Source organism: Kineococcus rugosus, assembly GCF_050871975.1.
In the GTDB taxonomy this organism is placed as follows: Bacteria; Actinomycetota; Actinomycetes; order Actinomycetales; family Kineococcaceae; genus Kineococcus.
This window is the reverse complement of sequence record NZ_JBJLSJ010000006.1, coordinates 82,063-106,569: the sequence shown is the minus strand read 5'-3', so window position 1 is coordinate 106,569 and position 24,507 is coordinate 82,063. Positions and strand designations below refer to the sequence as shown.

At 75.7% G+C, this 24,507-nt stretch carries 27 protein-coding genes; 16 read left to right on the top strand and 11 right to left on the bottom strand.

The features are described 5' to 3' along the window. Positions 1-64: 64 nt before the first annotated feature. Together hflX and ACRYM6_RS04810 are read right to left on the bottom strand one after the other, a co-directional pair. Complete coding sequence (hflX, locus tag ACRYM6_RS04815; RefSeq protein ID WP_432541558.1) at positions 65-1,207, bottom strand: GTPase HflX; 1,143 nt, start codon at positions 1,205-1,207, stop codon at positions 65-67. A 271-nt stretch (positions 1,208-1,478) separates the two neighbouring features. Next, on the bottom strand, positions 1,479-1,988 hold the full coding sequence (locus tag ACRYM6_RS04810) for a putative immunity protein (protein ID WP_432541557.1): 510 nt from the start codon (positions 1,986-1,988) through the stop codon (positions 1,479-1,481). Positions 1,989-2,069: 81 nt separating this feature from the next. Between ACRYM6_RS04810 and ACRYM6_RS04805 the strand changes: the two genes are divergently transcribed. Continuing rightward, on the top strand, positions 2,070-2,291 hold the full coding sequence (locus tag ACRYM6_RS04805) for an RNA polymerase sigma factor sigma-70 region 4 domain-containing protein (protein WP_432541556.1): 222 nt from the start codon (positions 2,070-2,072) through the stop codon (positions 2,289-2,291). A gap of 11 nt (positions 2,292-2,302) precedes the next feature. Then, on the top strand, positions 2,303-2,860 hold the full coding sequence (locus ACRYM6_RS04800; RefSeq protein WP_432541555.1) for a Clp protease N-terminal domain-containing protein: 558 nt from the start codon (positions 2,303-2,305) through the stop codon (positions 2,858-2,860). Positions 2,861-2,902: 42 nt separating this feature from the next. On the opposite strand, the gene ACRYM6_RS04795 is transcribed toward ACRYM6_RS04800, so the two are convergent. Then, positions 2,903-3,718 carry an alpha/beta hydrolase gene (locus tag ACRYM6_RS04795; RefSeq protein ID WP_432541553.1) on the bottom strand — a complete coding sequence of 272 codons (816 nt, stop codon included), beginning with the start codon at positions 3,716-3,718 and terminating at the stop codon, positions 2,903-2,905. 38 nt (positions 3,719-3,756) lie between these two features. Between ACRYM6_RS04795 and ACRYM6_RS04790 the strand changes: the two genes are divergently transcribed. From ACRYM6_RS04790 to ACRYM6_RS04780, 3 genes are all read left to right on the top strand, one after another. Continuing rightward, positions 3,757-4,080, top strand: a complete 324-nt coding sequence (locus ACRYM6_RS04790; protein ID WP_432541551.1) for an ArsR/SmtB family transcription factor — start codon at positions 3,757-3,759, stop codon at positions 4,078-4,080. Beyond that, positions 4,065-5,018, top strand: a complete 954-nt coding sequence (locus ACRYM6_RS04785; protein ID WP_432541549.1) for a cation diffusion facilitator family transporter — start codon at positions 4,065-4,067, stop codon at positions 5,016-5,018. Before ACRYM6_RS04790 ends, ACRYM6_RS04785 begins: the two co-directional genes overlap by 16 nt. A gap of 108 nt (positions 5,019-5,126) precedes the next feature. Then, positions 5,127-5,483, top strand: a complete 357-nt coding sequence (locus tag ACRYM6_RS04780; protein ID WP_432541548.1) for a DUF3817 domain-containing protein — start codon at positions 5,127-5,129, stop codon at positions 5,481-5,483. Here the strand turns inward: ACRYM6_RS04780 and ACRYM6_RS04775 are convergent. Beyond that, complete coding sequence (locus ACRYM6_RS04775) at positions 5,428-6,747, bottom strand: reverse transcriptase family protein (RefSeq protein ID WP_432541547.1); 1,320 nt, start codon at positions 6,745-6,747, stop codon at positions 5,428-5,430. The genes ACRYM6_RS04780 and ACRYM6_RS04775 overlap by 56 nt on opposite strands. A 234-nt stretch (positions 6,748-6,981) precedes the next feature. Between ACRYM6_RS04775 and ACRYM6_RS04770 the strand changes: the two genes are divergently transcribed. After that, positions 6,982-8,514: an ATP-dependent DNA ligase gene (locus tag ACRYM6_RS04770; RefSeq protein WP_432541546.1), complete on the top strand. Its 1,533-nt coding sequence runs from the start codon at positions 6,982-6,984 to the stop codon at positions 8,512-8,514. On the opposite strand, the gene ACRYM6_RS04765 is transcribed toward ACRYM6_RS04770, so the two are convergent. Continuing rightward, the gene (locus ACRYM6_RS04765; RefSeq protein ID WP_432541545.1) at positions 8,474-9,040 is read right to left on the bottom strand and encodes an NYN domain-containing protein; all 567 of its coding nucleotides are present in this window, start codon (positions 9,038-9,040) and stop codon (positions 8,474-8,476) included. The two genes, ACRYM6_RS04770 and ACRYM6_RS04765, sit on opposite strands and share 41 nt — an antisense overlap. Before the next feature lie 62 nt (positions 9,041-9,102). Between ACRYM6_RS04765 and ACRYM6_RS04760 the strand changes: the two genes are divergently transcribed. The 3 genes from ACRYM6_RS04760 (at position 9,103) to ACRYM6_RS04750 (ending at position 13,400) form a co-directional block, all read left to right on the top strand. Then, positions 9,103-11,163, top strand: coding sequence for a methyl-accepting chemotaxis protein (locus ACRYM6_RS04760; RefSeq protein WP_432541544.1), 2,061 nt, complete (start codon positions 9,103-9,105; stop codon positions 11,161-11,163). Further along, positions 11,160-12,698 carry a chemotaxis protein CheW gene (locus tag ACRYM6_RS04755; protein ID WP_432541543.1) on the top strand — a complete coding sequence of 513 codons (1,539 nt, stop codon included), beginning with the start codon at positions 11,160-11,162 and terminating at the stop codon, positions 12,696-12,698. The genes ACRYM6_RS04760 and ACRYM6_RS04755 overlap by 4 nt, the downstream gene beginning before the upstream one ends. A gap of 63 nt (positions 12,699-12,761) precedes the next feature. Further along, on the top strand, positions 12,762-13,400 hold the full coding sequence (locus ACRYM6_RS04750; protein WP_432541541.1) for an acyl-CoA-like ligand-binding transcription factor: 639 nt from the start codon (positions 12,762-12,764) through the stop codon (positions 13,398-13,400). On the opposite strand, the gene rlmC is transcribed toward ACRYM6_RS04750, so the two are convergent. After that, positions 13,354-14,520, bottom strand: coding sequence for a 23S rRNA (uracil(747)-C(5))-methyltransferase RlmC (gene rlmC / locus ACRYM6_RS04745; RefSeq protein WP_432541540.1), 1,167 nt, complete (start codon positions 14,518-14,520; stop codon positions 13,354-13,356). The genes ACRYM6_RS04750 and rlmC overlap by 47 nt on opposite strands. 49 nt (positions 14,521-14,569) lie before the next feature. Then, complete coding sequence (locus ACRYM6_RS04740; protein ID WP_432541539.1) at positions 14,570-15,052, bottom strand: GNAT family N-acetyltransferase; 483 nt, start codon at positions 15,050-15,052, stop codon at positions 14,570-14,572. Between the two features lie 130 nt (positions 15,053-15,182). Between ACRYM6_RS04740 and ACRYM6_RS04735 the strand changes: the two genes are divergently transcribed. From ACRYM6_RS04735 to ACRYM6_RS04715, 5 genes are read left to right on the top strand one after another with little or no spacing between them, the layout of a single operon-like run. Continuing rightward, complete coding sequence (locus tag ACRYM6_RS04735) at positions 15,183-15,581, top strand: DUF1048 domain-containing protein (RefSeq protein WP_432541538.1); 399 nt, start codon at positions 15,183-15,185, stop codon at positions 15,579-15,581. Continuing rightward, a complete protein-coding gene (locus ACRYM6_RS04730; protein WP_432541537.1) occupies positions 15,578-16,408 on the top strand; it encodes an ABC transporter ATP-binding protein in 831 nt (276 codons plus the stop codon). Before ACRYM6_RS04735 ends, ACRYM6_RS04730 begins: the two co-directional genes overlap by 4 nt. Further along, positions 16,405-17,178 carry an ABC transporter permease gene (locus tag ACRYM6_RS04725; protein WP_432541535.1) on the top strand — a complete coding sequence of 258 codons (774 nt, stop codon included), beginning with the start codon at positions 16,405-16,407 and terminating at the stop codon, positions 17,176-17,178. The genes ACRYM6_RS04730 and ACRYM6_RS04725 overlap by 4 nt, the downstream gene beginning before the upstream one ends. 15 nt (positions 17,179-17,193) lie before the next feature. After that, positions 17,194-17,982, top strand: a complete 789-nt coding sequence (locus ACRYM6_RS04720; protein WP_432541534.1) for a helix-turn-helix domain-containing protein — start codon at positions 17,194-17,196, stop codon at positions 17,980-17,982. A gap of 34 nt (positions 17,983-18,016) precedes the next feature. Then, entirely contained in the window at positions 18,017-18,889 is an 873-nt protein-coding gene (locus ACRYM6_RS04715) for an aminoglycoside phosphotransferase family protein (protein WP_432541533.1), read from the top strand. On the opposite strand, the gene ACRYM6_RS04710 is transcribed toward ACRYM6_RS04715, so the two are convergent. The 3 genes from ACRYM6_RS04710 to ACRYM6_RS04700 are packed head-to-tail and all read right to left on the bottom strand — an operon-like array spanning position 18,876 to position 21,188. Beyond that, entirely contained in the window at positions 18,876-19,049 is a 174-nt protein-coding gene (locus tag ACRYM6_RS04710) for an I78 family peptidase inhibitor (protein ID WP_432541532.1), read from the bottom strand. The two genes, ACRYM6_RS04715 and ACRYM6_RS04710, sit on opposite strands and share 14 nt — an antisense overlap. Before the next feature lie 13 nt (positions 19,050-19,062). Then, positions 19,063-19,941, bottom strand: a complete 879-nt coding sequence (locus ACRYM6_RS04705; protein ID WP_432541531.1) for a Sir2 family NAD-dependent protein deacetylase — start codon at positions 19,939-19,941, stop codon at positions 19,063-19,065. Then, complete coding sequence (locus ACRYM6_RS04700) at positions 19,938-21,188, bottom strand: MFS transporter (protein WP_432541530.1); 1,251 nt, start codon at positions 21,186-21,188, stop codon at positions 19,938-19,940. The genes ACRYM6_RS04705 and ACRYM6_RS04700 overlap by 4 nt, the downstream gene beginning before the upstream one ends. A 72-nt stretch (positions 21,189-21,260) precedes the next feature. On the opposite strand from ACRYM6_RS04700, the gene ACRYM6_RS04695 reads away from it, so the two are divergent. Beyond that, entirely contained in the window at positions 21,261-22,172 is a 912-nt protein-coding gene (locus tag ACRYM6_RS04695; protein ID WP_432541529.1) for a LysR family transcriptional regulator, read from the top strand. A 21-nt stretch (positions 22,173-22,193) separates the two neighbouring features. Here ACRYM6_RS04695 and ACRYM6_RS04690 read toward each other — a convergent pair whose 3' ends face one another. Continuing rightward, entirely contained in the window at positions 22,194-22,712 is a 519-nt protein-coding gene (locus ACRYM6_RS04690; RefSeq protein ID WP_432541528.1) for a MarR family winged helix-turn-helix transcriptional regulator, read from the bottom strand. A 197-nt stretch (positions 22,713-22,909) separates the two neighbouring features. Here ACRYM6_RS04690 and ACRYM6_RS04685 point away from each other — a divergent pair, with 197 nt between their 5' ends. After that, on the top strand, positions 22,910-24,505 hold the full coding sequence (locus ACRYM6_RS04685) for a GAF domain-containing protein (RefSeq protein WP_432541527.1): 1,596 nt from the start codon (positions 22,910-22,912) through the stop codon (positions 24,503-24,505). The last annotated feature ends 2 nt before the right edge of the window (positions 24,506-24,507 follow it).

Here is a 24,507-nt window from a genome sequence, read left to right as displayed (position 1 = left end):
ATTCTCCTTCGTCGGTGACCGCCGGGGTGCGCCCCGCGGTCGGGGGCGGTCGAGCCGCCCCGGCTCAGCGGCTGCGGCGCAGCCGCTGGGCCAGGGCCGAGCGCAGGTCGGGAACTCCCTCGCCCGTGAGCGCGGAGACGGTCAGCGCCTGCGGGTACAGGCGTTGCAGCGCCGTCACCCAGTCCGGCGGGGCTACGTCCACCTTGTTGAGGACGAGCAGTTCGGGGACGTCGGCGGCGCCGATCTCCCGCAGGACCCCGCGCACCGTGCTCACCCGGTCCAGGGCGTCGGGGGCCGCGGCGTCCACCACGTGCACCGCCAGGTCGGCCTGGACGACCTCCTCCAGCGTGGAGCGGAAGGCGTCCACGAGCTGGTGCGGCAGGTTCCGCACGAAACCCACGGTGTCGGTGAGGGTGAACGCGACGTCGTCGACGACGATCCGGCGCACCGTGGGGTCCAGCGTGGCGAACAACTCCGCCCGCACCTCGACGTCCGCCGCGGCGAGCCGGTTCAGCAGCGCGGACTTGCCCACGTCGGTGTACCCGGTCAGCGCGGCGGAGGGGACGGCGTTGCGGGCCCGGCGGTCCCGGGTCCGCTGCCGGCGGTCCGCGATCGCGGCGGCCTGCCGGCGCAGGTCGCTCGCCCGGCGCCGCAGCCGGCGCCGCTCGGACTCCAGCCGGGTTTCACCGGGCCCGCGGACGCCGATGCCCTGACCGGCCGCCACCCGGCCACCACCGACGCGGGACAGGTTCCGGGAACCGCCCCGCAGGCGGGGCAGCTGGTACGCGATCTGCGCCAGTTCCACCTGGGTCCGGCCCTCGCTGCTGCGGGCGTGCTGGGCGAAGATGTCCAGCACCAGGGCGGTGCGGTCCACGACGCGCACCCCGAGTTCCCCCTCGAGGGAACGCACCTGCGCGGGGGTGAGTTCGTCGTCGGCGATGACCAGGCGCGCGCCGGTGCGCTGGAGGGCGTCGGCGACCTCGGCCACCTTGCCGCGACCGACGTACGTCGCGGGGTCGGGGTGGTCGCGGGTCTGCCGGACGTCGGCGGTGATCTCGACGCCGTCGGTCTCGGCGAGCCGGTGCAGTTCGTGCAGGGCGTCGTCGACGTCGTGCTCACCGGTGTCGACGGCGAGCGCGACGGCGGTCAGCGCCTCGTCCGGGGCGGGGGTTCCGGGGGTCCTCCCGACGAGCCAGGCTCCGGGCACGGTGTCCTCCTGAGGTTCCAGGGTCAGCAGTGGGGGTTCCCGGCGGCCGCGGCGGGCCGGCAGGGGGGAGGGGTGCGTCGTCGTCGGCGACGACGTCGGCGGGGAGTTCCCGTCGGGCGCGCAGCGCGTCGGCCTGAGCGGGGAGTTCCGATCGGCGGGAGGGTCACACTCGCCTCCAGGGGCTGAGTCCGCGCCCTCGCCTGGACCCTGTGAAGGCTAACACCCAACCCGTCCGGTGGCCTGGCGAGTGCGGGGGCGGAGAACCCGGGGGTCAGTCGTCGAAGGCGGACCAGCAGATCGCGTTGCGGCGGGCCTGGTCCTCGAGCACGAGCGCACGGAGCGACTCGGGGACCCGCTCGCGCTGCCAGTCCCGTTCCGCGCGACCGGCGGTGGGTTCGGCGGGGTTCGCCGCCTGCGCGGCCCTGATCGCGTACGCGGCCGCGCCGAGGTCGTGCTCGGGGACGTGCGGGACGCAGGCGGCCTGCCCGGCGGCGTACGCGGCCCAGCGCGCGGCGCCGCGCAGGGGGCGGGCCGCGCCCATGGCGTGGCCGCCACGGGCGCGGGCGTCCATCATCCGCAGGTCCCCGGCGGCCCACGCGCGGGCGGCCCCGACGGCCTCGTGCGGGCGGGGGTCGCCGGGGTTCTCGTCCTCGAACAGGGGCAGGACGTGCTCGGCGCACTCGGCGGCCCACCGGGCGAGGAGGCGGTGGTCGGCGTCGGTGAGGGTGCCGCCGCGGCGCACGGTGACCAGTCGCGGGTCGCGGACCGCCGGGAGGATCACCGGACCAGGGTGCCACCACCGCGAGGAACCCGATCGTCAACAAGGGTTGACGAATCGCCGATCGTCAACCACAGTTGACCCATGAGCGGAACCACCGACCAGGACCACCTGGTCACCCGCGGCACCGACCCCGACCCCGCGGTCGGCCTGCGGGCCGTCGCGGCCCTGCACCGGCTGCTGGAGCAGCTCGAGGACCTGCAGGTCGCCCAGGCCCGCCGCCTCGGGTGGTCCTGGGCCGACATCGCCGGAGTCCTCGGGGTCACCAAGCAGGCCGTCCACAAGAAGCACGCCCGTCGCACCTGAGGAGGAAACCCGTGTTCGAACGCTTCACCCGCGACGCCCGCGCCGCGGTCGTCGCCGCCCAGGAGGAGGCCCGGCAGCTCGGGCACGACCGCATCGGCGAGGAGCACGTCCTGCTGGGGTGCCTGGCGACCCCGTCGGTCGCCCAGCGGATCCTCACCGGCGCCGGGGCGGACCTCACGACCGTCCGCGAGGTCGTCCACCGGGGCACCGCACCCGACGACGCCGAGGCGCTGCGATCGCTGGGCATCGACCTGGAGGAGGTCCGCCGCCGCGCCGAGGAGACCTTCGGCCCGGGTGCGCTGGACCGGGCGCCGCGCCGCCGGCGCCTGTTCGGGCGCGGGCTGCCGGGGCACATCCCGTTCGACCGCAGCGGCAAGAAGGTCCTGGAGGACGCCCTGCGGGTCGCGCTCTCGCTGCGGCACGACTACATCGGGACCGAGCACGTGCTGCTGGCGGCGCTCGGGCACACCGAGGGCCGCGGGGTCCGGGCCCTGCGCGAGGCGGGGGTGACCCTGGACCGCGCGACGGCGACCGACCTCGTGCTGGCCGAGCTGCGCAAGAGCGCCTGACCGCCGGGAACCCCGGTCAGGGGCTCGTCCCGCCGCGGCAGGTCACGCCGTGAGGTCGGGCGCCGCCTCGATCCACCGCAGCACCCGGCGCAGGCTCGCGTCGAACCGCGGGCCGGGGCGGTTCAGGTGCCCGTGCTCGGTGCCGGGTTCGCAGCAGGAGAACACCGGCGTCCCGGCCAGGACGAGCCGGCGGGCGAACTCGTCGGCCGAAGCCCGCAACCCGTCGGCCTCGCTGGTGAGCACGAAGGTCGGCGGGAAACCCGTCAGGTCGGCCGTGCCGGGGACCGCGGGCGCCGGCGCGCCGTCGGGGCCGGCCGGTCCCCCCAGGTACCCGGCGTACATGGCGGCGACGTCGGCCGCGGTCCAGCGCTGGTCCGGCGGCAGGCCCGCCACGGCCGCGGCGGCCGCCGGGGACGGCTCGGGCGGGACGTCGTGCAGGGTCGGGTAGGCGAGGAACACCGCCGCCGGCGGCTGCTCGCCGTCGGCCAGCAGGCGCAGCACCGCCCCGGCGGCGAGGTTCCCGCCCGCGCTGGCCCCGCCGAGCTGGACCAGCCCGGGGCTGACGCCCGCGGCGAGGGCGAACTCCCGGCCCCAGCGCCAGGCGGCCAGGACGTCGTCGGAGGGGACCGGGTAGTACGTGCCCGGCCCGGCGAGCCGGTAGCCCACGGCGACGACGAGGACCCCGTTCTCCTGCAGGCGGCGGGCGACCGCGTCGGACTCGGGCATGTCCAGGTCCCCGGCCGCGAAGCCACCCCCGTGCGCCCACACGAGGGCGGCGACCGGGGTGCCGACGGGTTCGTAGACCCGGACGGCGACGTCGCCGTGCGGACCGGGGACACGTTCGTCGTGGACGATCACGGGGTCACCGTACCCACCCCCCGTCGATCCATTCCTCGATGTACTGTCGGAGGGTGATCGCGACCCACGCCCAGGTCCTCGCCCGCTTCGGCCACGCCCTGTCGGACCCCACCCGGGCGCGGTTGCTGCTGGCGCTGCGCGAGGCCCCCGGCTACCCCGCCGAGCTGGCCGACCTGCTCGGCGTCTCGCGCCAGTCGCTGTCCAACCACCTGTCCTGCCTGCGCGGGGGCGGGCTCGTCGTCGCCGTCCCCGAGGGCCGCCGCGTCCGCTACGAGATCGCCGACCAGCGCCTGGCCCACGCCCTCGACGACCTGCTGGGCGTCGTGGTGGCCGTCAACGACGACCTGTGCGCGGCCTCGTGAGCGCGGGCCACGGCCACGGGCACGGACACGGCCACGGCCACGGGCACGGCGGTCAGGACCGGCGGCGGCTGGCCGGGGCGCTCGCCGTCACCGCCACCGTCCTGGTCGCCGAGGCCGTCGGGGCGTTCGTGTCCGGGTCGCTGGCGCTGCTGGCCGACGCGGGGCACATGCTGACCGACGTCGCGGGCCTGACCGTCGCCCTCCTCGCCGCGACCCTCGCCGCCCGGCCCGCCTCTGCGCAGCGGACCTGGGGGTACCGCCGGGCCGAGGTGCTCGCCGCCACGTTCCAGGCCGCGGCCCTGCTGGCCGTGGGGGTGTTCGTCCTCGTCGAGGGCGTCCGCCGGCTCCTCGAACCGCCGGAGGTGCACTCCACGGCCATGCTCGTCTTCGGCGTCGTCGGCCTGGCCGGCAACGCCGTCGCCCTGTGGCTGCTGCTGCGCGGCGGCGGGCAGGGCAACGTCAACGTGCGCGCCGCCGTCCTGGAGGTCGTCAACGACGGCCTCGGATCCGTCGCGGTCCTCGTCGCCGCCGCCGTCATCGCCGCCACCGGCTGGACCCGCGCCGACGCCGTCGTGTCCCTCGTCATCGGCGCCCTCATCGTGCCCCGGACCGTGAAGCTGCTGCGGGAGACCACCTCCGTGCTGCTGGAGTCCACCCCGCCCGGCCTGGACCTGGAGGACGTGCGGCGCCACCTGCTCGAGCTGCCCCACGTCCACGCCGTCCACGACCTGCACGCCAGCCTCATCACCTCCGGGCTGCCCGTCCTGTCCGCGCACGTCGTGCTCGACGACTCCTGCTTCCGCGACGGGCACGCCCCGGAGATTCTCGACCGGTTGCAGGCCTGCGTCGCCGAGCACTTCCCCGTCGCCGTGGAGCACGCCACGTTCCAGCTCGAACCCGTCGGGCACGCCAGGCACGAGACGTCCACGCACGACTGAACCGGCGGCCACCGGGCCGGGGTGAGGGATCACACACCGCCCGCGTCCCCGCCCTCCCCCGCCGAGCGTCAGACTTGGAGGACGACCCACCCCAGGAGGAGGACCCCCATGTCGTCCGGGCCGCTCGCCGCCCGCTGGTTCCGCGTCATCGCGATCTTCGAGGCGATCACGTGGACCGCGCTGCTCATCGCGATGTTCCTCAAGTACGTCGTCGAGGCGCCGCACGAGGGCGGTGTCCCCGTCGTCGGGATGGTCCACGGCATCGCGTTCGTCGTCTACCTGCTGTCGACGCTGTGGGCGGGGATCACGCTGCGCTGGAGCATCTGGAACATCGCGGCCGGCCTGGCCTCCGGGGTCCCGCCGTTCGGGACCGTCGTGTTCGAGCGGTGGATGCTGCGCCGCGGACGGCTCACCACCGGATCCGCTCGAAGCTCCGCCGCAGCCGGCGCCCCTTCGCGGGGTTGACGTGCTCCACCCGTGACACCCGGGCCAGCAGGTGCGCCCGGAAGTCCGGGTGACCGTCCCGGTCCTGGGTGCCCGGGCCGTGCTGCACGCAGTTGTGCAGCACGGCCTTCAGCCGGTCGAACTCCTCCCGCGGGACGTTCGGGCGCTCGTTGACGACGAGGCCGGTGACGACCTGGCGGGAACCGGCGCCGCGGACCCGCGTCTTCGCCGGGTTCAGCGTGAAACCCTCGTCCGTCACGACGGCCTCCACCGCGCGGCGCAGCCGGTCCGGGTGCAGACCGGTCGGCGAGGAGAACGTCAGGTCGTCGGCGTACCGGGTGAACGTCGCCCCCACCGACCGCGCCAGCCCGGCCAGCCGCCGGTCCAGCCCGCGGGCGCACAGGTTCGCCAGCGCCGGTGACGTCGGCGCCCCCTGCGGCAGGTGGGCCCGCGACAGGTTGCGCCGCAGCCGGAACCGCTCCTCCGGCGACCCCCCGTCCGGCATCGTGCGCAGGTCCCGCCACGGCGTCACGTGCGTCACCAGCCCCGTCAGCAGGTGCGCCACCGGTTCGGGGTACCCCGTGGAGCGGAAGCACCCGTGGACCGCCGACGCCGGGACGGAGGCGAAGAAACCCTCCAGGTCGAACCGGACGACCGTCCGGGCGCCCACGTGCTCGCGCGCCCCCGTCAGCGCCGAGCGGCCCGCCGTGAAACCGTGCACGGCGTCGTGCACCTCGAAGCGGTCCAGGACCTCGCGCAGGACCCGGCGCTGCAGCGCCACCAGCCGCGGCCGCGGGACCTCCAGCAGCCGCGGCGCACCCCGCTTGCCGACCCACCGGGCCCGGTAGTGGTGCAGCGCCGAACCACCCGCGCGCACCTGGAACCGGTGCACGTCGGCGAACCACTCCAGCTGACCGACGCCGATCCCGAGGAAACCCGCGAGGTCGGCGACGGTGTCCAGTTCCGGCACGCCGAACCGGTTGCGGCCCATCCGCGTCGTCGCCGTCGCCAGGTGCGCCACCCGCAGCGGGCTCCCCGCCCGGACCGCGGCCGCGCGGGCCGCCGCGTACGGGGCGCAGTCCCGCACGAACGCGTCCAGCTCGCGCGGCGCGTCGGCCGGTGGGCGCGGGAACCGCTCCACGACCCGCGCCGCGAGCTGACCGGCCCACCGCGCCCGGGGCCGCCCCACCGCCCGGCGCGCCCCGTCGGTGAGCGCCGGGACCGTCCACGGCCCGTCGAGGAACGCCGCGGTCAGCGCGGCGGCGACGGGGTCGGGTTCACGCACGGGCGCGGTGGTGCCGGGCGACCCGTCCCGCAGTGCGGGATCCCTGGTGCGCGCAGCGCACGGCGGATCCTGCGACGTGGTGCCGACCTGCTCGTGCCGTCCCCGGGGTGACCCCGGAGCTGCCCTCCCCCCGCCGGCGCACCGGCGTCGGGTGAGCCCTCTCGCCCCGGCACCACCGCACGCGGCCACCCTGCCACGGTGGCGGGAGGGGCGGAAGTGGGCAGGATGGGTCCCGTGCTGCTCGCCGACGTCGTCGCCACCTCGGCCGCCGTGGCCGCCACCCGCGCCCGCACCGCCAAGGTCGCCGCGATCGCCGGGCTGCTGAGCCGCCTCGACCCGGCCGACGCCGAGCTCGCCACGACCGTCACCGCCTACCTCGGCGGCAGCCTGCGCCAGCGCCGCACGGGCCTGGGCTGGCGGTCCCTGACGTCGCTGCCCGAGCCCGCCGGGACGCCGTCCCTGACCGTCCCGGACGTCCACGCGCGGTTCGAGGAGGTCGCGGCGCTGGAGGGCCCGGGGTCGCGGGGGCGCCGGGAGGCGGCCGTCGCGGAGCTGTTCGGCGCGGCCACCGCCGACGAGCAGCGGTGGCTGCGGGGGGTCGTCACCGGTGAGCTGCGGCAGGGCGCGCTGGACACGCTGGTGCAGGACGCCGCCGCGCAGGTCGCGGGGGTCCCGGCGGCCGACGTGCGCCGCGCCGCGATGCTCGCCGGGTCCACGGTGGCCGCGGCGGTCGCGGCGCTGCGCGGCGGGGCCGCGGAGCTGGCCGGGTTCGGGCTCGTGGTGGGCCGCCCCCTGCTGCCGATGCTGGCCTCCAGCGCCACCACCGTCGAGGAGGCCGTGGCGGGGTCCCCCGGCCCGGTCGCCGTCGACGTCAAGCTCGACGGGATCCGCGTCCAGGTCCACCGCCGCGACGGCGAGGTCCGCGTCGCGACCCGCACGCTGGAGGACATCACCGCGCGGCTGCCCGAGGTCGTCGAGGTCGTGCGGGCGCTGCCCGGCGGCGACCTCGTCCTCGACGGGGAGGTGCTGACCCTGGACGAGGCGGGCCGCCCCCAGGCGTTCCAGGACACCGCCTCCCGCACCGCGCAGGCCACCGGCAGCGCGGTGACGCCGTTCTTCTTCGACGTCCTGCACTCCGGCGGCGCGGACCTGCTGGACGCGCCGCTGCGCGAGCGCCTCGCCGTCCTGGACGCCCTCGTGCCCGAGCGGCACCGCGTCCGGCGCCTGGTCACCGACGACGCGGGCGCGGCGACCGCGTTCTCGCGCGACGCCCTCGCCGACGGGCACGAGGGCGTCGTGGTGAAGGACCTCGCGTCCGGGTACGCCGCGGGCCGGCGCGGCGGGGCGTGGGTGAAGGTGAAACCCGTCCACACCCTCGACCTGGTGGTCCTCGCCGTGGAGCAGGGGTCGGGGCGGCGCGCGCGGTGGCTGTCGAACATCCACCTCGGCGCCCGCGACCCCGGGACGGGGGGTTTCGTCATGCTCGGCAAGACGTTCAAGGGCATGACGGACGAGGTGCTGGAGTGGCAGACGAGGCGGTTCCGGGAGCTGCAGACCGGGGTCGAGGGCCACGTCGTGACGGTGCGGCCCGAGCAGGTCGTCGAGATCGCGTTCGACGGCCTGCAGCGCTCGACCCGCTACCCCGGCGGGGTGGCCCTGCGGTTCGCCCGGGTCGTCCGGTACCGCGAGGACAAGACCGCCGGGGAGGCGGACACGATCGAGACGGTCAGAGGTACCGCGTCGGGTCGAAGTCGGCCAGCGGGATGATCCGGACGCGGGGCAGCACGACGTTGAACGCGCGGACGTCGTCCTCGAGGTCGAAGACCTTCAGCCCGCGCTCGGCCAGCCCCGCGTACTGGGAGTTCATGAACTCGCGGAAGCCGACCATGCCGACGAGCCGGTCGCCGGTGAGCAGGCGGTCGACCTGCGGGAGGAAGTCGACGTCGTGCGAGCCGAGCAGGACGTCGCCGTCGCGGTCGACGAGGGCGTCCAGCGTGCGCTGGATGCCGATGTCGACGACCTTCTCCCCCGGGCCCCCGGCCAGCGGGATGGGTTGGTAGCCCAGGGCCAGCAACGCCTGCACGAAGGACATCGGCAGGTGCCCGTTGGAGGCGTTGAGGAAGAACAGGCCCTTCGCGGGCTGCTGGAACGTGGTCCGCGCGAAGTTGAGCAGGCGCTCCCAGCGGGGCCGCTGCTCCGGCCCGGGCCGTCCGTCCAGGATCGAGGCGCCCAGCGTCGCGTCGATGTTCTCGCCGTCGACGACGACGTACGTCGTCCTGCCCGCGTCAGTCACCCCGTGAGGCTATTCCATCGGCGCGGCCTCAACCCGGCGACCCGGGGAGCCGATCCACCACCATGACCCCTCGCCCCGCCGTCCGCGCTGTAGACCTCGGCGCGACACCCCTGCAGCAGACGATGACCGCCCTGGTCGCCGAGCGGGAGGCCGTCCTCGTCGTCGACGGCGCCAGCGGCGCGGTCCTGCACGCCGACCCCCGCGCCGCGGAGCTGTGCGGCACGTCCGTCGAGGGGCTGTCGGGCCGCACCCTGGCCGACCTCTTCGCCGCCCCCGGCGACGGTGACGTCGCCGAGCTGCTGGGCGACCGCACGCAGCCGCTGGAGCTGCTCGTCCAGAGCACCGCGGACGAGCGCTGGGCCCGCTGCTCCTCGCGCCGCGTCGACGGCACGACCGCGACGCTGGTCCTGGTGAGCGACGTCACCGCGGCCCGGGCGGAGCTGTACGACCTGCGCAGCAAGTCCCGCGCCATCGAGCGCGCGCAGGCCGTGGTCGAGTTCTCCCCCGAGGGCACCGTGCTGCGGGCCAACGACAACTTCCTGGAACTGCTGGGCTACGAGGCCGCCGACGTCGTCGGCCAGCACCACCGCATCCTGTGCGACGCGACGTACGCGGCGGGCACCGAGTACGTGGCGTTCTGGCGCCGGCTGCGGGCGGGCAGCACCGAGGCCGGTGAGTTCACCCGCTACGGCGCCCGCGGCCAGGAGGTCCGCGTCCGCTCGACGTACAACCCGGTGTTCGGCGCCGACGGCAAGGTCGTCAAGGTCATCGAGTACGCCTACGACGTCACCGACTCCGCGCGCCGCTCGGTGGAGCTGGAGGGCCGGGTCTCGGCCATCGACCGTTCGCAGGCCGTCATCGAGTTCGACCTCGACGGCACGGTGCTGCACGCGAACGACAACTTCCTGGGCCTGCTGGGGTACTCCCTGGCCGAGGTCGTGGGGCAGCACCACCGGATCTTCGTCGACCCCGACGACGCGGTGTCGACGGAGTACCAGCGCTTCTGGGAGAAGCTGTCGAAGGGGAACTTCGACGAGGGCACCTACCGGCGGATCACCAAGGACGGCCGGGACGTCTTCATCCAGGCCACCTACAACCCGATCCTGGACCCCGAGGGCCGGCCGCTGAAGGTCGTGAAGTACGCCGTCGACGTGACCCGCAACCGCAACGAGAGCGCCGAGTACGCCAGCCGCTCGCAGGCCGTGGACCGCGGTCAGGCGGTCATCGAGTTCGACCTCGAGGGCAACGTCCTCACCGCGAACGAGAACTTCCTGCGCACCATGGGGTACTCCCTGAAGGAGCTCCAGGGCCAGCACCACAGCCTGTTCTGCTCCCCGGAGTACCGGGTGTCGGCGGAGTACCGCGACTTCTGGCTGCGGCTGCGCAAGGGCGACTTCATCGCCGGCCGCTTCCACCGGGTCGGGAAGTTCGACCGCGACGTGTGGATCCAGGCGACGTACAACCCGATCTTCGACCTGCGCGGGGAGCCGTTCAAGGTCATCAAGTACGCCTACGACGTGACGGCCCAGGCCGAGCTGGAGCAGCTCATCACGTCCAAGAGCGGGGAGATGAACGCGACGGTCGCCGAGCTGTCGCACTCCATCGACTCCATCGCCAGCAACGCGCTGCAGGCCAGCGACCTCGCGTCGCAGACCCACACGAACGCCGAGGCGGGGTTCGAGGCGCTCAAGAGCGCCATCGCCGCGATCGAGCTGATCCGCCGGTCCTCGGGGTCGATCGCGGAGATCGTCCGCGTCATCACCGAGATCGCCGCGCAGACGAACCTGCTGGCGTTCAACGCCTCGATCGAGGCCGCGCGCGCCGGCGAGCACGGGGTGGGTTTCTCGGTGGTGGCCGGTGAGGTGCGCAAGCTCGCCGAGCGGTCCTCCTCGGCGGCCGGGCAGATCGCCGAGCTCATCGCCGAGTCCGAGACCCGGGTGACCGAGGGCGCGGAGGTGTCGCGGGCGGCGCAGGAGGCGTTCGAGAGCATCGTCGCCAGCGTCGCGCGGACGTCGGAGTCGATCTCGACGATCGCCGGGGCCACGCAGCTGCAGCAGGACACCTCCGCCGTCGTCCGCGCCCTCATCGGTGACCTGGCGTGCCGGACCAGCAGGGACTCGTGAGCGCGGGCCCCACGCGGGTGGGGCTGCTGCGCGTCGGGGGCGCGCTGGTGGCCCTGCCGGTCGACGTGCTGCGCGAGGTGGTCCCGGTGCCGGAGCGCTTCGACGCGCTGCCCACCGACGCCCCCGGCCTGGTCGGGGCGCTGCTGCTGCGCGACCGCGTGCTGCCCGTCCTGGACCTCGGCGCCCTGACCGGCCGGGCGCGGACGGCCACGGCGGTGCAGGAGGCGGTGCGGGCGGCGATGGGGGTCGTCGTGCTCGTGCACGAGGGGCGGGCGCTGGGTCTGCTCGTGGACTCCGTGCACGACGTCGTCGACCTCGGTCCCGGTGCGCTGCAGGCGACCGCGGACGCGGCGGGCCCCGGCGAGCGGCCGCGGCTGTTCGCGGCGACGTTCGTCCGCCCGGGGACCGACGAGATCGGCAGCCTGCTCGACCCGGCCGCGGTGCTCGGGTCCCCCGGCGTGCTGGCCGTGAGCGCCGGCGACGTCGGCGGGGCGGTGTTCACCGGCGACGACGGCCCGGCGGCCGGCCCGGCGGTCGGCTCGACGGTGGGCTCGGTGCAGGACCCGGCGTGCCTGGTGGTGCGCTGCACCTCCCGCGACGGCCGGCAGGTGCTGCTGGCGGTGGACGTCGCCGACGTGCAGACGACGCTGCCGGCGCTGGCGCCGCGGCCGTCGCAGCTGTCGTCGGACCTGTGCCTGGGCGTCACCGACTACGGCGACGTCCGGTTGCCGGTCGTGGACCCGCTGGCGCTGCTGGAGCTGACCCCCGCGGACCCGTCGGGGTCGTGGCAGGCCCTGCTGGTGCGCTCCGAGCGGGGCCTGCTGGCCCTCGTGTTCGACGAGGCGCTCGACATCGTCCGGGTGGGGGCGGGCGCGCAGTCGCCGCCCCCGCCGGGCCGGGGGCGGGTGCGGGGCGCGGTGCGGTCGGTGGCCCGCCTGCCGCAGGGGCCGGCGTTCGTGCTGGACGTCGCCGCGCTGCTGGCCGACGAGGAGGTCAGCGCGCTGACGGCGCTGAACACCTCGGCCCGCGCCGGGTCGGGGACGGACCGGGCCGCGGAGCACGCGCCGCACGACCCGGTCGTGGTGTTCCGCGCCCACGGCGCCCTGACGGCGCCGCTGGCCCAGGTCGACGGGGTGGTGCCGTTCCCCGCCGACCCCGTGCCGTGGATCGGCGGCAGTTCCGACCTGGGGGCGCTGGTCACCGAGCACGACGTGGTCCCGCTGGTGGACCTGGCCCGCGAGCTGGGGCGCGGCCGGTCGCCGGAGCCCCGTTCGGGGGTGGTCCTGCTGGTCCGGCCGCCCGCGCCGGACCCGGACGCGGCACCGCGCCGGGTGGGCTTCGTGGTGGAGGGGCTGTCGGACATCGAGCGGCCGGTGTGGCGCGAGGACCTCGCCGAGGCCGCCGCCGAGGAGCGGTCGCCGCTGGTGCGCACCGGTTCGGCGACGGGCCCGCTGCTGGCCTGCGTCGACCTGCACGCGCTCGCCGCGCGGCTGGTGCACCCCGCCGCCACTGGGTACGCCGCGCACCGGGGGTGACGCCGGTCTCGGTCGCGCCGATGACCCCCTGCGGGGGGTCACGGTTGTGGCACGCTGTCTGACGTGACTGAGCAGCCGGTGGAGAAGACCGCCCCACGCCGCGGGAGGCCGCCCGCGTCCTCCCGCGAGGAGATCGAGACCGTCGCGATCGAGTTGTTCCTGGACAAGGGTTTCGAGGAGACGACCCTCGCCGAGATCACGGCGGCGGCGAACGTCAGCAAGACCAGCTTCTTCCGCTACTTCCCCTCCAAGGGCTCCATCATCTGGTGGCGCTTCGACGAGTTCACGGCGGGTTTCGCCGAGCTCCTGGAGACGGCCGTGACCGCCGAGGGCGCGACGCTGGACCTGGTGCGCAGCTGCATCATCGGCGCGCTGGAACGGGTCATCGACCCCGACGGGTTGTGGATGCAACGATTCAGGGTCCTGGACGAGTCCACGGAACTGCGCTCGGGGGAATCGGAGCAGTGGGCCGCCTGGACCGAGCACGTCGCCTCGTTCGTCGCCCGCCGGCACGGGTTCTCGACCGGTGACGTCGCCCCGCAGGCCATCGCCGGTGGTGTCCACGGCGCCTACGTCGCGATGCTGCGGCGCTGGCTGCTGGTGGAGAACCCCGGCCGGGACCTGCTGCCCGACCTCGACCGGGAACTGCAGCCGCTCAGCCGCGTGCTGCAGAGCTGGCTGGACGAGTCGCCCGCGGGCTGACCCTTTCCAGCAGCGTCGCGACCTCGACGTGCGGGGTGTGCGGGAACATGTCCAGGACCTGCCCGCGCACCGGCCGCAGCGACGGCATCGCCGCCAGGTCCCGGGCGAGGGTGACCGGGTTGCAGCTGGAGTAGACGACGTGCCGCGCCGTCGAGCCCTCCAGCCACCCGGCCAGTTCCGGTCCGATGCCGCGCCTCGGCGGGTTCACGATGACCAGTTCGGGGTGCCGGCCGGGGTCCGACCCGAGCGCGAACCGGGTCGCGTCCCCGGTCGCGAACTCGACGTCCGGCAGGTCGCGCGCGGCCTGCCGGGCGCTCTGCACGGCCTCGGCGCTGACCTCGATGCCCAGGACGCGGCGGCCCGGGGCCGCGCAGTGCAGGGCGAAACCCCCGACCCCGCAGTACAGGTCCCACACGCTCGCCGGGCCGATCTCCTCGACCCAGCGCGCGACCTGCGCGTACAGCTGCGCGGCGACGTGCGAGTTCGTCTGGAAGAAGCTCTGCGGGCGCAGGTCCAGCGCGACCGCGCCCAGCGGCATGGTCAGCGTGGTGCGCTCGGTGAGCGGGACCTCCACGTCGCCCTCGACGACGGCCTTGTGCTCGGGCAGCAGGTTCGCCGTGACGACGCGGATCCGCGGCGCCTGCTCCAGCAGCTGCGGCAGGTGCTCGCGCAGCCGCGCGAGCGGCCGCTCGGTGCGCAGCACGAACCGGACCATGAGGTCGCCGGTCGGGGACTCGGTGACCAGGACGTGCTTGAGCTCACCGCGCCGGCGCGGGACGTCGTACGGGGCCAGCCCGGCGCGCACCGCGAAGCGGGCCAGCAGCGGCAGCACGGCGCGGATGCCGGGGGCCACGACCGGGCAGTCCCGCAGGTCCACCCCGCGGCCGTCGCCGTCGAGGATCCCGAACGTGGGGTGCTCGGCGGTGCCGCCGACGACCATCTTCGCCTTGTTCCGGTACCCGGTCTGCGGGCTGGGGACGCTCGGCAGCCACTCCAGGCCGGCGTGGCCGGCGAGCAGCTCGGCGCAGCGCTCCTCCTTGTCGCGCAACTGGTCCGGGTACGGGACCTGGATGAGGGTGCACGACCGGCACGCGTGGGCGTCGTAGTAGGAGCACTGCATGGCTCCCCCAGTGTCCCACCGCCCGCGGGGTCTCACCGCCCGCGCGGGCTCACAGGTCCCGGGCGCAGCAGATCGACAGCTCCTCCCCCGCGTACGGGCCGAAGTTGTCGATGCGCTCGTACCCCTCCCGCAGGTAGAACCGCAGGGCCTCCGGCTGCAGGGTGCCGGTCTCCAGCAGCAGCCGCCGCACGCCCAGGGCCCGCGCCTCGTCCTCGATCGCGCGCAGCACCACGGTCGCGACGCCGCTGCCGCGGCTGCCCGGCTCGACGTACATCCGCTTGATCTCCGCCCGGCCCGGCTCCAGGGGACGCAGCCCCCCGCACGCCACGGCCCGCCCCTGCTCGTCGCGCGCGACGAGGAACACCGGGACGTCGTCCGCGGTGGGCGCGGTCCCCGGTTCGTGGTCGTCGTTGCCGTAGCGGGCGTCCAGCTCGGCGCGCTGGGCGGCGCGCAGGGCCGCGCCGTCGGCGGCGTCCCAGGGTTCGCGGTCGATGGAGAAGGCGCGGTCGGTGGAGGAGGTGCGGTCGGTCACCGCGCGACGCTACCCCGCCGGGTGCGGGCCGCCGGACCGGGGCTTGACCTTGATGCCGCATCAACCCCGCACCCTGCCGGTGGGGCACCCGCACCGGGCGGGGACGAGCCCCGCGACGGTGAGGTGGACGATGTCCGGTTCCCTGCTGGAGATCACGGAGAAGGTCCTGGAGAAGGTCACGGGCGGCCTCGCGGGCAAGCAGCGGTGGCGGGAGCACCGGGCCCGCGTGCGGGCGCTGCCCGCGGGCCACCGGGCGGCGGTCGAGGCCCTGGAGCGGTACCTGACGCACCGGGGCGTCATCACCGACGGCGGCGTCCTGCTCGACCTGCACGACGAGCTCGCGACCGCGTTCGAACGGGCGGCGGCGCAGGGCACCCCGGTCCGCGAGGTCGTCGGCGACGACCCCGCCGGGTTCGCCGACGCGCTGCTGGCGCAGCACGCGACCGGCGGGTGGGTCGGCCGGGAGCGGCAGCGGCTCGTCGCCGCGATCGCCGCCGCCGAGGCGCGGACCGCGGGCAGCCGGTCGTGACGGCGCCGGTGGACGCGCCCCCGGCGATCCGGGTGCGGGGGCTGCGGAGGTCCTACGGGGAGCTGGAGGTGCTGCGCGGGGTGGACCTCGAGATCGCCGCGGGCAGCGTCCTCGCCCTCCTGGGCCCCAACGGGGCGGGCAAGACCACGCTCGTGCGCATCCTGTCCACGCTCCTGCGGGCCGACGCGGGCAGCGCGAGCGTCGGCGGGTTCGACGTCGGCCGCCGGGCCGCCGACGTGCGGGAGTCGATCAGCCTCACCGGGCAGTTCGCCGCCGTCGACGAGGTCCTCACCGGGCGGGAGAACCTGGTCCTGGTCGCGAGGCTGCGCCACCTCCGCGGGCCCCGGGCGGTCGCGGGCGAACTGCTCACCCGGTTCGCCCTGACCGACGCCGCCGACCGCAGGGCCGGCACGTACTCCGGGGGGACGCGGCGCCGGCTGGACATCGCGATGAGCCTGGTCGGGAACCCCCCGGTGCTCGTCCTGGACGAGCCGACCACGGGGCTGGACCCCGAGGCGCGGATCGAGGTGTGGCGGACGGTGCGGGCGCTCGCCGCGGGCGGGACGACGGTGCTGCTGACCACGCAGCACCTGGAGGAGGCCGAGGAACTGGCCGACCGGATCGCGATCCTGCACCGGGGCCGGATCGTCGTGGAGGGCACCCTGGAGGAACTGAGGGACCTGCTGGCGCCCGCGGAGGCCGAGGGCGTCGAGCAGCGCCCGTCCCTGGAGGACGTGTTCCTCGCCCTCGTCGGCGCGGGTACGGGCGGGGCCACCAGCGGCGGGGACGACCGCCGCACCGGTCCGGGGCCGGAGGAGGGGTCGTGACCACGCGACTCGTCGCCGACACCGTCGCCCTGACCGGGCGGTCGCTCCGGCACGTCACCCGCAGCCCCGACACCCTCATCACCACCGCGGTCATGCCGATCGCGATCATGCTGCTGTTCGTCCACGTGCTCGGGGGCGCGATCGACACCGGCCCGCAGCCGGGTTCGGGTTCGTACGTCGACTACCTGCTGCCGGGCATCCTGCTCATGACCGTCGCGACGGGCGTCTCCTACACCGCCCACCGGCTGTTCGGCGACCTGCGCGGCGGCGTCCTCGACCGCTTCCGCTCCCTGCCGGTCGCGCGGTCGGCGGTGCTGTGGGCGCACGTGCTGACCTCGCTGGTGGCGAACCTCGTCTCGGTCGCGGTCGTCGTCGCGGTCGCCTTCGCGACGGGTTTCCGGACCGGCGCCGGGCTGCCCGCCGTGCTCGCGGTCGCGGGCGTGCTGACCCTGTTCGTCCTCGCGCTGACCTGGGTCGCGGTCGTCGCCGGGTTGTCGGCGACGTCGGTCGAGGGCGCGACCGCGTTCTCCTACCCGCTCGTCCTCCTGCCGTTCGTGAGTTCCGCGTTCGTGCCGACCGCGTCGATGCCGGGGCCGGTGCGGTGGTTCGCCGAGCACCAGCCGGTGACGCCGGTCGTGGACACGATCCGCGACCTGCTCGCCGGCCGGCCCGCGAGCGGGGACCTGTGGGTGGCGCTGGCCTGGTGCGTCGGCGTCCTCGTGGTCGCGTGCGCGACCGCCACGGCCGCCTACCGCCGCAGGGGCGCCTGAGGCAGGGTGGACGGCGTGCTCACCATCAGCCAGCTCGCCGCCCACGCCGGGGTGACGGTGGCCGCGGTCCGGCACTACCACCGGATCGGGCTGCTGCCCGAACCGCGCCGCGACCGCTCGGGGTACCGCAGCTACGACGCCGACGCCGTGGTCCGGCTCATCCGCATCCACCTGCTCGCCGGCGCCGGCGTCCCGCTGGCGCAGGTGGAGGACCTCCTGGAGGCCGGGCCGGAGGAGTTCGCCGAGGCCGTCCGGGAGATCGACCGGCGGCTGCGCGCGGAGGTCCGGCGGCTGCAGGACACCCGCGCCCGGCTGGCCCGGCTCGCCGCCGGGGAGCACGTGGCGCTGCCCGGGAGCGTGGTCGGCTACCTCGGCCGGCTGCGCGAGCTGGGGGTCGACGAACGCTACGTCGAGAGGGAGCGCGACGCCTGGATCATGGTCGCGGCGCAGATCCCCGACCAGATCGACGCCGTCATCGCGCAGAAGCACCGCGACCTCGACGACCCCGACCAGGTGCGGCTCTACGGCCTGCTCAGCAGCGCGCTCGACTGGACGGCCGACGACCCGCGCGTGGTCGAGGTGGCCGACGTCCTGGACCGCATCACGACGCGGGCGGTGGCGTCCGGCCGCGTCGGCGACGACGGTTTCGACGACGGTTTCGTCGCCCTGCTGGACGCCACGATGGCCGAGTCCACCCCCGCCGCCCGGCAGCTGCTGACCCTCCTGCGGGCGCGGGGGTGGAAGGGCTGGACCCGCCTCGAACGCGCGCGGCCCGAGGGCGCCACCGCACCGGAAACCCCTTGACCCCGCCCCCACCGCGGGGGTTCGCTCGTCGGCGATGACCGGAACCGGGGACGCGGGCCCTCCCGACCGCCTCACCGTCACCGCCGACCAGGTGCGCCGCCTCGTCGCCGGGCAGTTCCCGCGGTGGGCCCACCTGCCGGTCACCCGCGTCGAGCGACCCGGGTGGGACAACCAGACGTTCCACCTGGGCCCCGGGATGCTCGTCCGGCTGCCCAGCGCGGCGGGGTACGCGGGGGCGGTGGAGAAGGAGCAGCGCTGGCTGCCGCGCCTGGCCCCGCACCTGCCGCTGCCCGTCCCGGTCCCCCTCGGGCACGGGCGCCCCGGGGCGGGGTACCCGTTCGCGTGGTCGGTGTACCGCTGGATCGAGGGGCGGACCGCGCTGGCCGCCGGACCCGCCGACCCGGTCCGGTTCGCGGCCGACCTCGCGGGGTTCCTCCTCGCCCTGGGCCGCGTCGACCCCACCGGCGGCCCGCAGCCCGGTCAGCACAACTGGTTCCGCGGCGGGCCGCTGCAGTTCTACGACGAGCAGACCCGTCGCGCCCTGCACGACCTCGACGGCCGGCTCGACACCGCCCGCGCCGCCGCGGTGTGGGAGGAGGCGCTCAGCGCGCCGTGGGACGGGGTGGACCGCTGGTTCCACGGCGACGTCGCGCCGGGGAACCTGCTGCTGCGCGACGGCCGGCTGGGCGCCGTCATCGACTTCGGGACGTGCGGGGTGGGCGACCCGTCGTGCGACCTCGCGATCGCGTGGACGACGTTCCGGGGCGAGGCGCGGCGGGTCTACCGGCAGACCCTGGGCGTCGACGACGCGACGTGGGCGCGGGGCGCCGGCTGGGCGTTGTGGAAGGCGCTCATCACGTTCGACGACAGCGAGCACGTGGTGGGGGAACTGCTCACCCCGCGCTGAGGTGGTCGAGCCGGTCGTCGCCGTCGAGGTGGACGTTGAGCCGGTCGGGCCGCAGGTCCAGCGTCACGGCCTCCCCGGGCCGCAGGACCCGCACCGCCCGCCCCCGCGCCCGGGCCGTCGCGACGGCCTCCGGCCACGGCAGGCCCTCGAACTCCCGCAACCACCCCTCCACGTCAGACCCCCAGCCGCCGCAGCAGTTCGGGCAGCACGACCTGCAGGTCGGCGTCGACGCGGACCGCGGCCTTCGCGTCCCCGCGGGTGGGCCCGGCGGTGACGATCGCGACGGGCTGGTCGTTCCGGGCCGCGTGCAGCACGAACCGGTACCCCGACATGACCGCCAGGGACGAGCCCAGGACCAGCAGCGACCGCCCGGCGTCCAGCAGCTCGAACGACCGCTGCACGCGGTCCTTCGGCACCGTCTCGCCGAAGAACACCACGTCCGCCTTGAGCGCGTCCTGACCGCAGCGGCGGCACGGGACGGGCCGGAAACCCTCCAGCTGGGCGTCGGTGAGGTCGGCGTCGCCGTCGGGGTTCAGGGCGTGCAGCTCACCGAGGCGGGCCTCGAACGACGGGTTCGCCTCCCGCAGCCGGACGGCCAGTTCCGCGCGGGACGTCACCTCCCCGCAGTGCAGGCACACGACCCGGTCGAGGTTGCCGTGCAGCTCGACGACCTCGCGGGTCCCGGCGGCCAGGTCCAGGCCGTCGACGTTCTGGGTGATCGTCCCGGTGACGAGCCCGGCGCGCTCCAGCGCGGCCACGGCGCGGTGCGCGGCGTTCGGCTCGGCCCGGCGGAAGTGCTCCCAGCCGACGTGGCTGCGGCCCCAGTACCGCCGCCGCCCCTGCGCCGACCCGGTGAACTCCTGGTACGTCATCGGGGTGTGCCGCCGCAGCGACCCGTTGGGACCGCGGTAGTCGGGGATGCCCGAACCGGTGGACATCCCGGCGCCCTCCAGGACGACGACACCGCCCCCGCCGACCAGGTCCACGAGCCCGTCGAGCCCGTCGAGCCCGTCGAGCCCGTCGAACCCCTCGACCACGAGTTCACCCGTCACGACCCCATGCTGCCCGCCCGGTCCCGGCCCCGCAGGCCCAGGGCGGCCAGGACCGCCGCACCGGCCGCGAGCGCCGTGACGACCGCCACGACGACGCCCCACCCGCCGGCGCCGAAGGCGAAGCCGGTGAGCCAGCCCACGACGCTGGACCCGGCGTAGTAGGCGAACGTGTACAGGGCCGAGGCCTGGGCGCGGATGCCCGGGTCCGCGCGGGCGCCGACCCAGCCGCTGGCGACGGCGTGCGCGGCGAAGAACCCCGCGGTCAGCAGGACGAGGCCGGTGACGACGACGGGCAGGCCGGTCGCGAGGGTCAGCAGGCAGCCCGCGACGAACACGCCGGTGGACCCGAGCAGCACCGGCAGCCGGCCGCGGGCGGCGAGGCGGCCGGCGAGGGAGGAGCTGAGGGTGCCGGCGAGGTAGACGACGAACAGGAGCCCGACGACGGTCTGCGACAGCGAGAACGGCGGCTGCAGGAGCCGGAACCCCAGGTAGTTGTAGACGGTCACGAAGGACCCCATGAGCAGCAGCGCCTGGGCGTGCAGGACGAGCAGCGACGGGTCGGTCAGGGCCCGCCGGACGCGGCCGGCGACACCGCGGGAGGTGGTGGGGGCGAACCCGCGCGCGCGGGGCACGACGGCGCAGAACACGGCGGTGGCGGCCAGGCCGGTGACGGCGACGGCGGCCACGCCCCAGCGCCAGCCGAGCAGGTCGGCGACGCCGGCGGAGACGATCCGGCCGGTGAGGCCGCCCAGGGAGTTCCCCGCGACGTAGGCGCCGGCGGCGAGGGCGACCTCGCGGGCGTGGACCTCCTCGGCGAGGTGGGCCATCGCGACGGCGGGCAGGCCGCCGAGGGCGGCGCCCTGCAGGGCCCGCAGGACCAGCAGGGGGCCCAGGCCGGGGGCCAGCGGCACGGCCAGGCCGAGGGCGGTGGCCAGGACGGCGGAGACGACCATGACGGGCACGCGGCCGACGCGGTCGGCCAGGGCGCTCCAGCCGACGACGGAGACGGCGAGCGCACCGGTGGCGACGGAGACCGACAGGGCGGCCCGGGGGGCGGTGAGGTGCAGGCCGTCGGCGAGGGCGGGCAGGACGGCCTGGACGGAGTAGAGCTGGGCGAAGGTGGCGACACCGGCGGCGAAGAGGGCGACGGTGGTGCGGCGGTAGCCGGGGGTGCCGCGCTCGTGCCCGGTCCAGGGGGCGCCGGGCGGGGTGCCGGGCTGGGGGACCGGCCGGGTGGGGGAGCGCACTTCTCGACGGTAGGAACCCCCGACCGATGCGTCCAATGCCCCGGTCGCGGTGGATTCATGCACACTCGACGGGTGGACGATCCGGTGCGGGTCCTGGCGGGCCCCCTGCAGGTGCTCGCCGCGTTCGGGGAGCACGAGCACGTGACGCGGGTGGCGGAGGCGCTGGGCCTCGGCCAGCCCACCGTGAGCCGCACCCTGGCCCGGGTCCAGCGCGCCGTGGGCGTCCCGCTGCTCGTCCCCGACGGCCGCGGGGTGCGCCTGACCGCGGCCGGGCGGGCGCTGACGGGGACCGCGGCGCGAGCGCTCGCCGACCTCGAGCGCGGGGTGCGGGCCGTGCGGGAGGACGACGCCGTGGACACCGGGCGGGTCGCGCTGGGGTTCCTGCACACCCTGGGCGCGGCGGCGGTCCCGGCGCTGGTGCGCGCGTTCCGGCAGGACCGGCCCCGGGTGCGGTTCCAGCTGCACCAGGGCGCGGCGGGCGCGCTGCTGGACCAGCTGACCCGCGGCGAGGTGGACCTGGTGCTGACGTCCCCGGTGCCGGAGCGGCCGGGGCTGCGCACCGCCGCGCTGGCCGAGCAGCCGCTGGTGGTGGCCCTGCCCGGGGACCACCGGCTCGCGGTGCCGGGACCGGTGCGGCTCGCGGACGTCGCCGGCGAGGAGTTCGTGCTCTTCGAGCGGGGCTACGGGCTGCGCGAGGCCGCCGACGCGCTGTTCGACCGGGCCGGCATCGTGCCCCGGGTCGCGTTCGAGGGGCAGGACGCGCACACCCTCCGGGGCCTGGTGGCCGCCGGGCTGGGGGTGGCGGTGCTGCCGTCGGCGCAGCGCGGCACCTCGGAGACGTTCGCGGGGGTCGTCGAGCGGCCCCTGGCGGGACCGGCGTCGACGCGGGTGCTGGGGCTGGTGTGGCGGGACGAGCCGCTGCCGCGGGTGACGGCCGCGTTCCGCGACCTCGTGCGGGAGCGGTGGGACCTGCTGGTCCCGTGAGCTCGGCGCCGGGTGCGGGTCTCAGCCGGGTCCGGCGATCTCGGCGAGCAGCGCGGCCAGGTCCTCCGCCCGCGCCGGCGACAACGGGGCGAAGAAGGACTTCAGCTCGGCGCGCACGTGGGCGGACGCCTCGTCCAGCACCCGGCGACCGTCCGCGGTGATCGCCAGGACGACCTTGCGACCGTCGCGCGGGTCCCGCGCGCGGCTCAGGAAACCCCTGGCCTGCAAGCGGTCGGCGACGAGGGTCACGACGGACTGCGGGACGAGCATGCTGCGGGCGAGCGCCCCGGCGCTCTGCGGGCCCGCGACCTGCAGCAGGTACATCGCGCGCAGGTCGCTGCCCAGCAGACCGACCTGGCCGGCGCCGGCGTCCAGGATCGCCAGGACCCGCAGACCCGCCCGCAGGGTGAGGCGGGCGACCTCGGTCCCGGTCCCGGGAGCCACCGCGACCAGGTCGCCCTCCTCCCGCACCCCGGGCAGCGCCGCACCGCCGCGCGCGGTCGCGGACCCAGGGGCGGCGGGGGCGGTGTCGGTCGTCACGGGTGCTCCATCGGCTCCCGGCCCCGGGCCCTTGACGGCCGCCGGCGGGGTCGCGGATCGACCGACCGGGTGGTCGCCGCGCGGGAACGGTCAAGCCGAACCCCGCGCCCGCCGATGGTTCAGCACTGAAAGACATCAGCGCGCTGCAGGTCGAACCCCCGGCCACACCCAGCGCCCACCCGGGGAGCAGATACGCCGTGTTCGCTCGTTCCAGCGCCAGGACCAGCGCCGCCAGTGCCCGTCAGCTCGCCGAGGCGGTCGCCGACGTCGAGGCCCTCACCGAGGTGGTGCGCGCCCTGGAGAAGGCCCGGACCCCCGAGGACGCCGTCCGGATCGCCCTGGAGACGGTGCGCACCCGCTTCGGCTGGGCCTACGGCTCGTACTGGCGCCTGCACCGCGCCCCCGCGGCCGCAGCCGGGCGGGCGCGCGGCGGGGACGTCCTGCGCTTCGCCCAGGAGAGCGGGGACGTCGGCCGGGACTTCCGCGAGGTCACCCTGCAAGCCACCTTCGCCGAGGGCGTGGGCCTGTCCGGCCGGGCCTGGCGCGAACGCGACCTCGTCTTCGTGGCCGACCTGTCCCGGGTCACCGACTGCGTGCGGGCTCCCGTGGCCCAGCGCGCCGGCGTGAAGTCCGGCATCTGCTTCCCCGTCCTGGACGGCGACGCGGTCCTGGGGACGATGGACTTCTTCGCCACCGAGGAGCTCGCCCCCTCCCCGGCGCGGCTGTCGGTGCTGCGGACCGTCGGGACGCTGGTCTCGGCGACCCTGGCGCGGCTGCGCGAGGCGGTCCGCCAGGAGAAGGCGGCGCAGGACGTCGAGGCCGTCTCCACCCTCATCCGCTCGCTGACCGAGTCCACCAGCGAGGAGCAGGCGCTGCGGGTGGCGCTGGACACGATCCGCCGCGAGTTCGACTGGCAGTACGGCTCCTTCTGGCGGCTGGACGAGACCGGCCCGGTCACCTCCCACGCCCTGCGCTTCGAGCTGGAGTCCGGCGACGCCGGTCAGGAGTTCCGCCAGGTCACGCTGTCGGCGTCCTTCGCCAAGGGCGTCGGCCTGTCCGGCCGCGCGTGGGCCCGTCAGGACCTCGTGTTCGTCGAGGACCTCGGGGAGGTGACCGACTGCGTGCGGGCCCCCGTGGCCCAGCGCGCCGGGGTGAAGTCCGGCGTCTGCCTGCCCGTCGTCGTCGGCGGCCGGGTCGTCGGCACGATGGACTTCTTCGCCACCCGCACCCTGATCATCTCCCCCAGCCGGGAGAGCGCGCTGCGCAACACCGCCTTCCTCATCGGCCAGGCCATGGAGCGCTTCGCCGCCGGCCGGAAGCTGACGACCGCCGGGACCGACCTGCTCGACTCCATCGGCGAGGTGGAGCGCAACGTCCTGCGCGCCGGTGAGGTCGCCGGGCGCGGCGAGCAGCTGACGGTGGAGGCCAACGCGGAGGTCGAGGCCCTGGAACGAGCCAGCGCGGGCATCGACGAGGTGGTGCGCGCCATCCAGGGCATCGCCGCGCAGACCAAGCTGCTCGCCCTGAACGCCACCATCGAGGCCGCCCGCGCCGGGGAGGCCGGCCGCGGTTTCGCCATCGTCGCCGAGGAGGTCAAGGAGCTGTCCGGGGAGACCGAGCGGGCCACCGCGGACGTCAGCGCGAAGGTCGGCGCCATCCAGTCCCGGGTCGGGTCCGTCACCGCGTCCCTGGGTCAGATCCACGAGGCCGTGGCGCAGATCAACGAGACCCAGTCGCTCATCGGGGGCGTGCTCACCGAGCAGGTCTCCGTCACCCGCAGCATCCTCGGCTGACG

Bases quoted from the DNA above. Each gene is read 5' to 3' on its own strand.
- ACRYM6_RS04805 (WP_432541556.1), top strand. From the start codon at position 2,070: ATGAGCGGAACCACCGACCAGGACCACCTGGTCACCCGCGGCACCGAC.
- ACRYM6_RS04790 (WP_432541551.1), top strand. From the start codon at position 3,757: ATGTACTGTCGGAGGGTGATCGCGACCCACGCCCAGGTCCTCGCCCGC.
- ACRYM6_RS04780 (WP_432541548.1), top strand. From the start codon at position 5,127: ATGTCGTCCGGGCCGCTCGCCGCCCGCTGGTTCCGCGTCATCGCGATC.
- ACRYM6_RS04760 (WP_432541544.1), top strand. From the start codon at position 9,103: ATGACCCCTCGCCCCGCCGTCCGCGCTGTAGACCTCGGCGCGACACCC.
- rlmC (WP_432541540.1), bottom strand. From the start codon at position 14,520: ATGCAGTGCTCCTACTACGACGCCCACGCGTGCCGGTCGTGCACCCTC.
- ACRYM6_RS04735 (WP_432541538.1), top strand. From the start codon at position 15,183: ATGTCCGGTTCCCTGCTGGAGATCACGGAGAAGGTCCTGGAGAAGGTC.
- ACRYM6_RS04715 (WP_432541533.1), top strand. From the start codon at position 18,017: ATGACCGGAACCGGGGACGCGGGCCCTCCCGACCGCCTCACCGTCACC.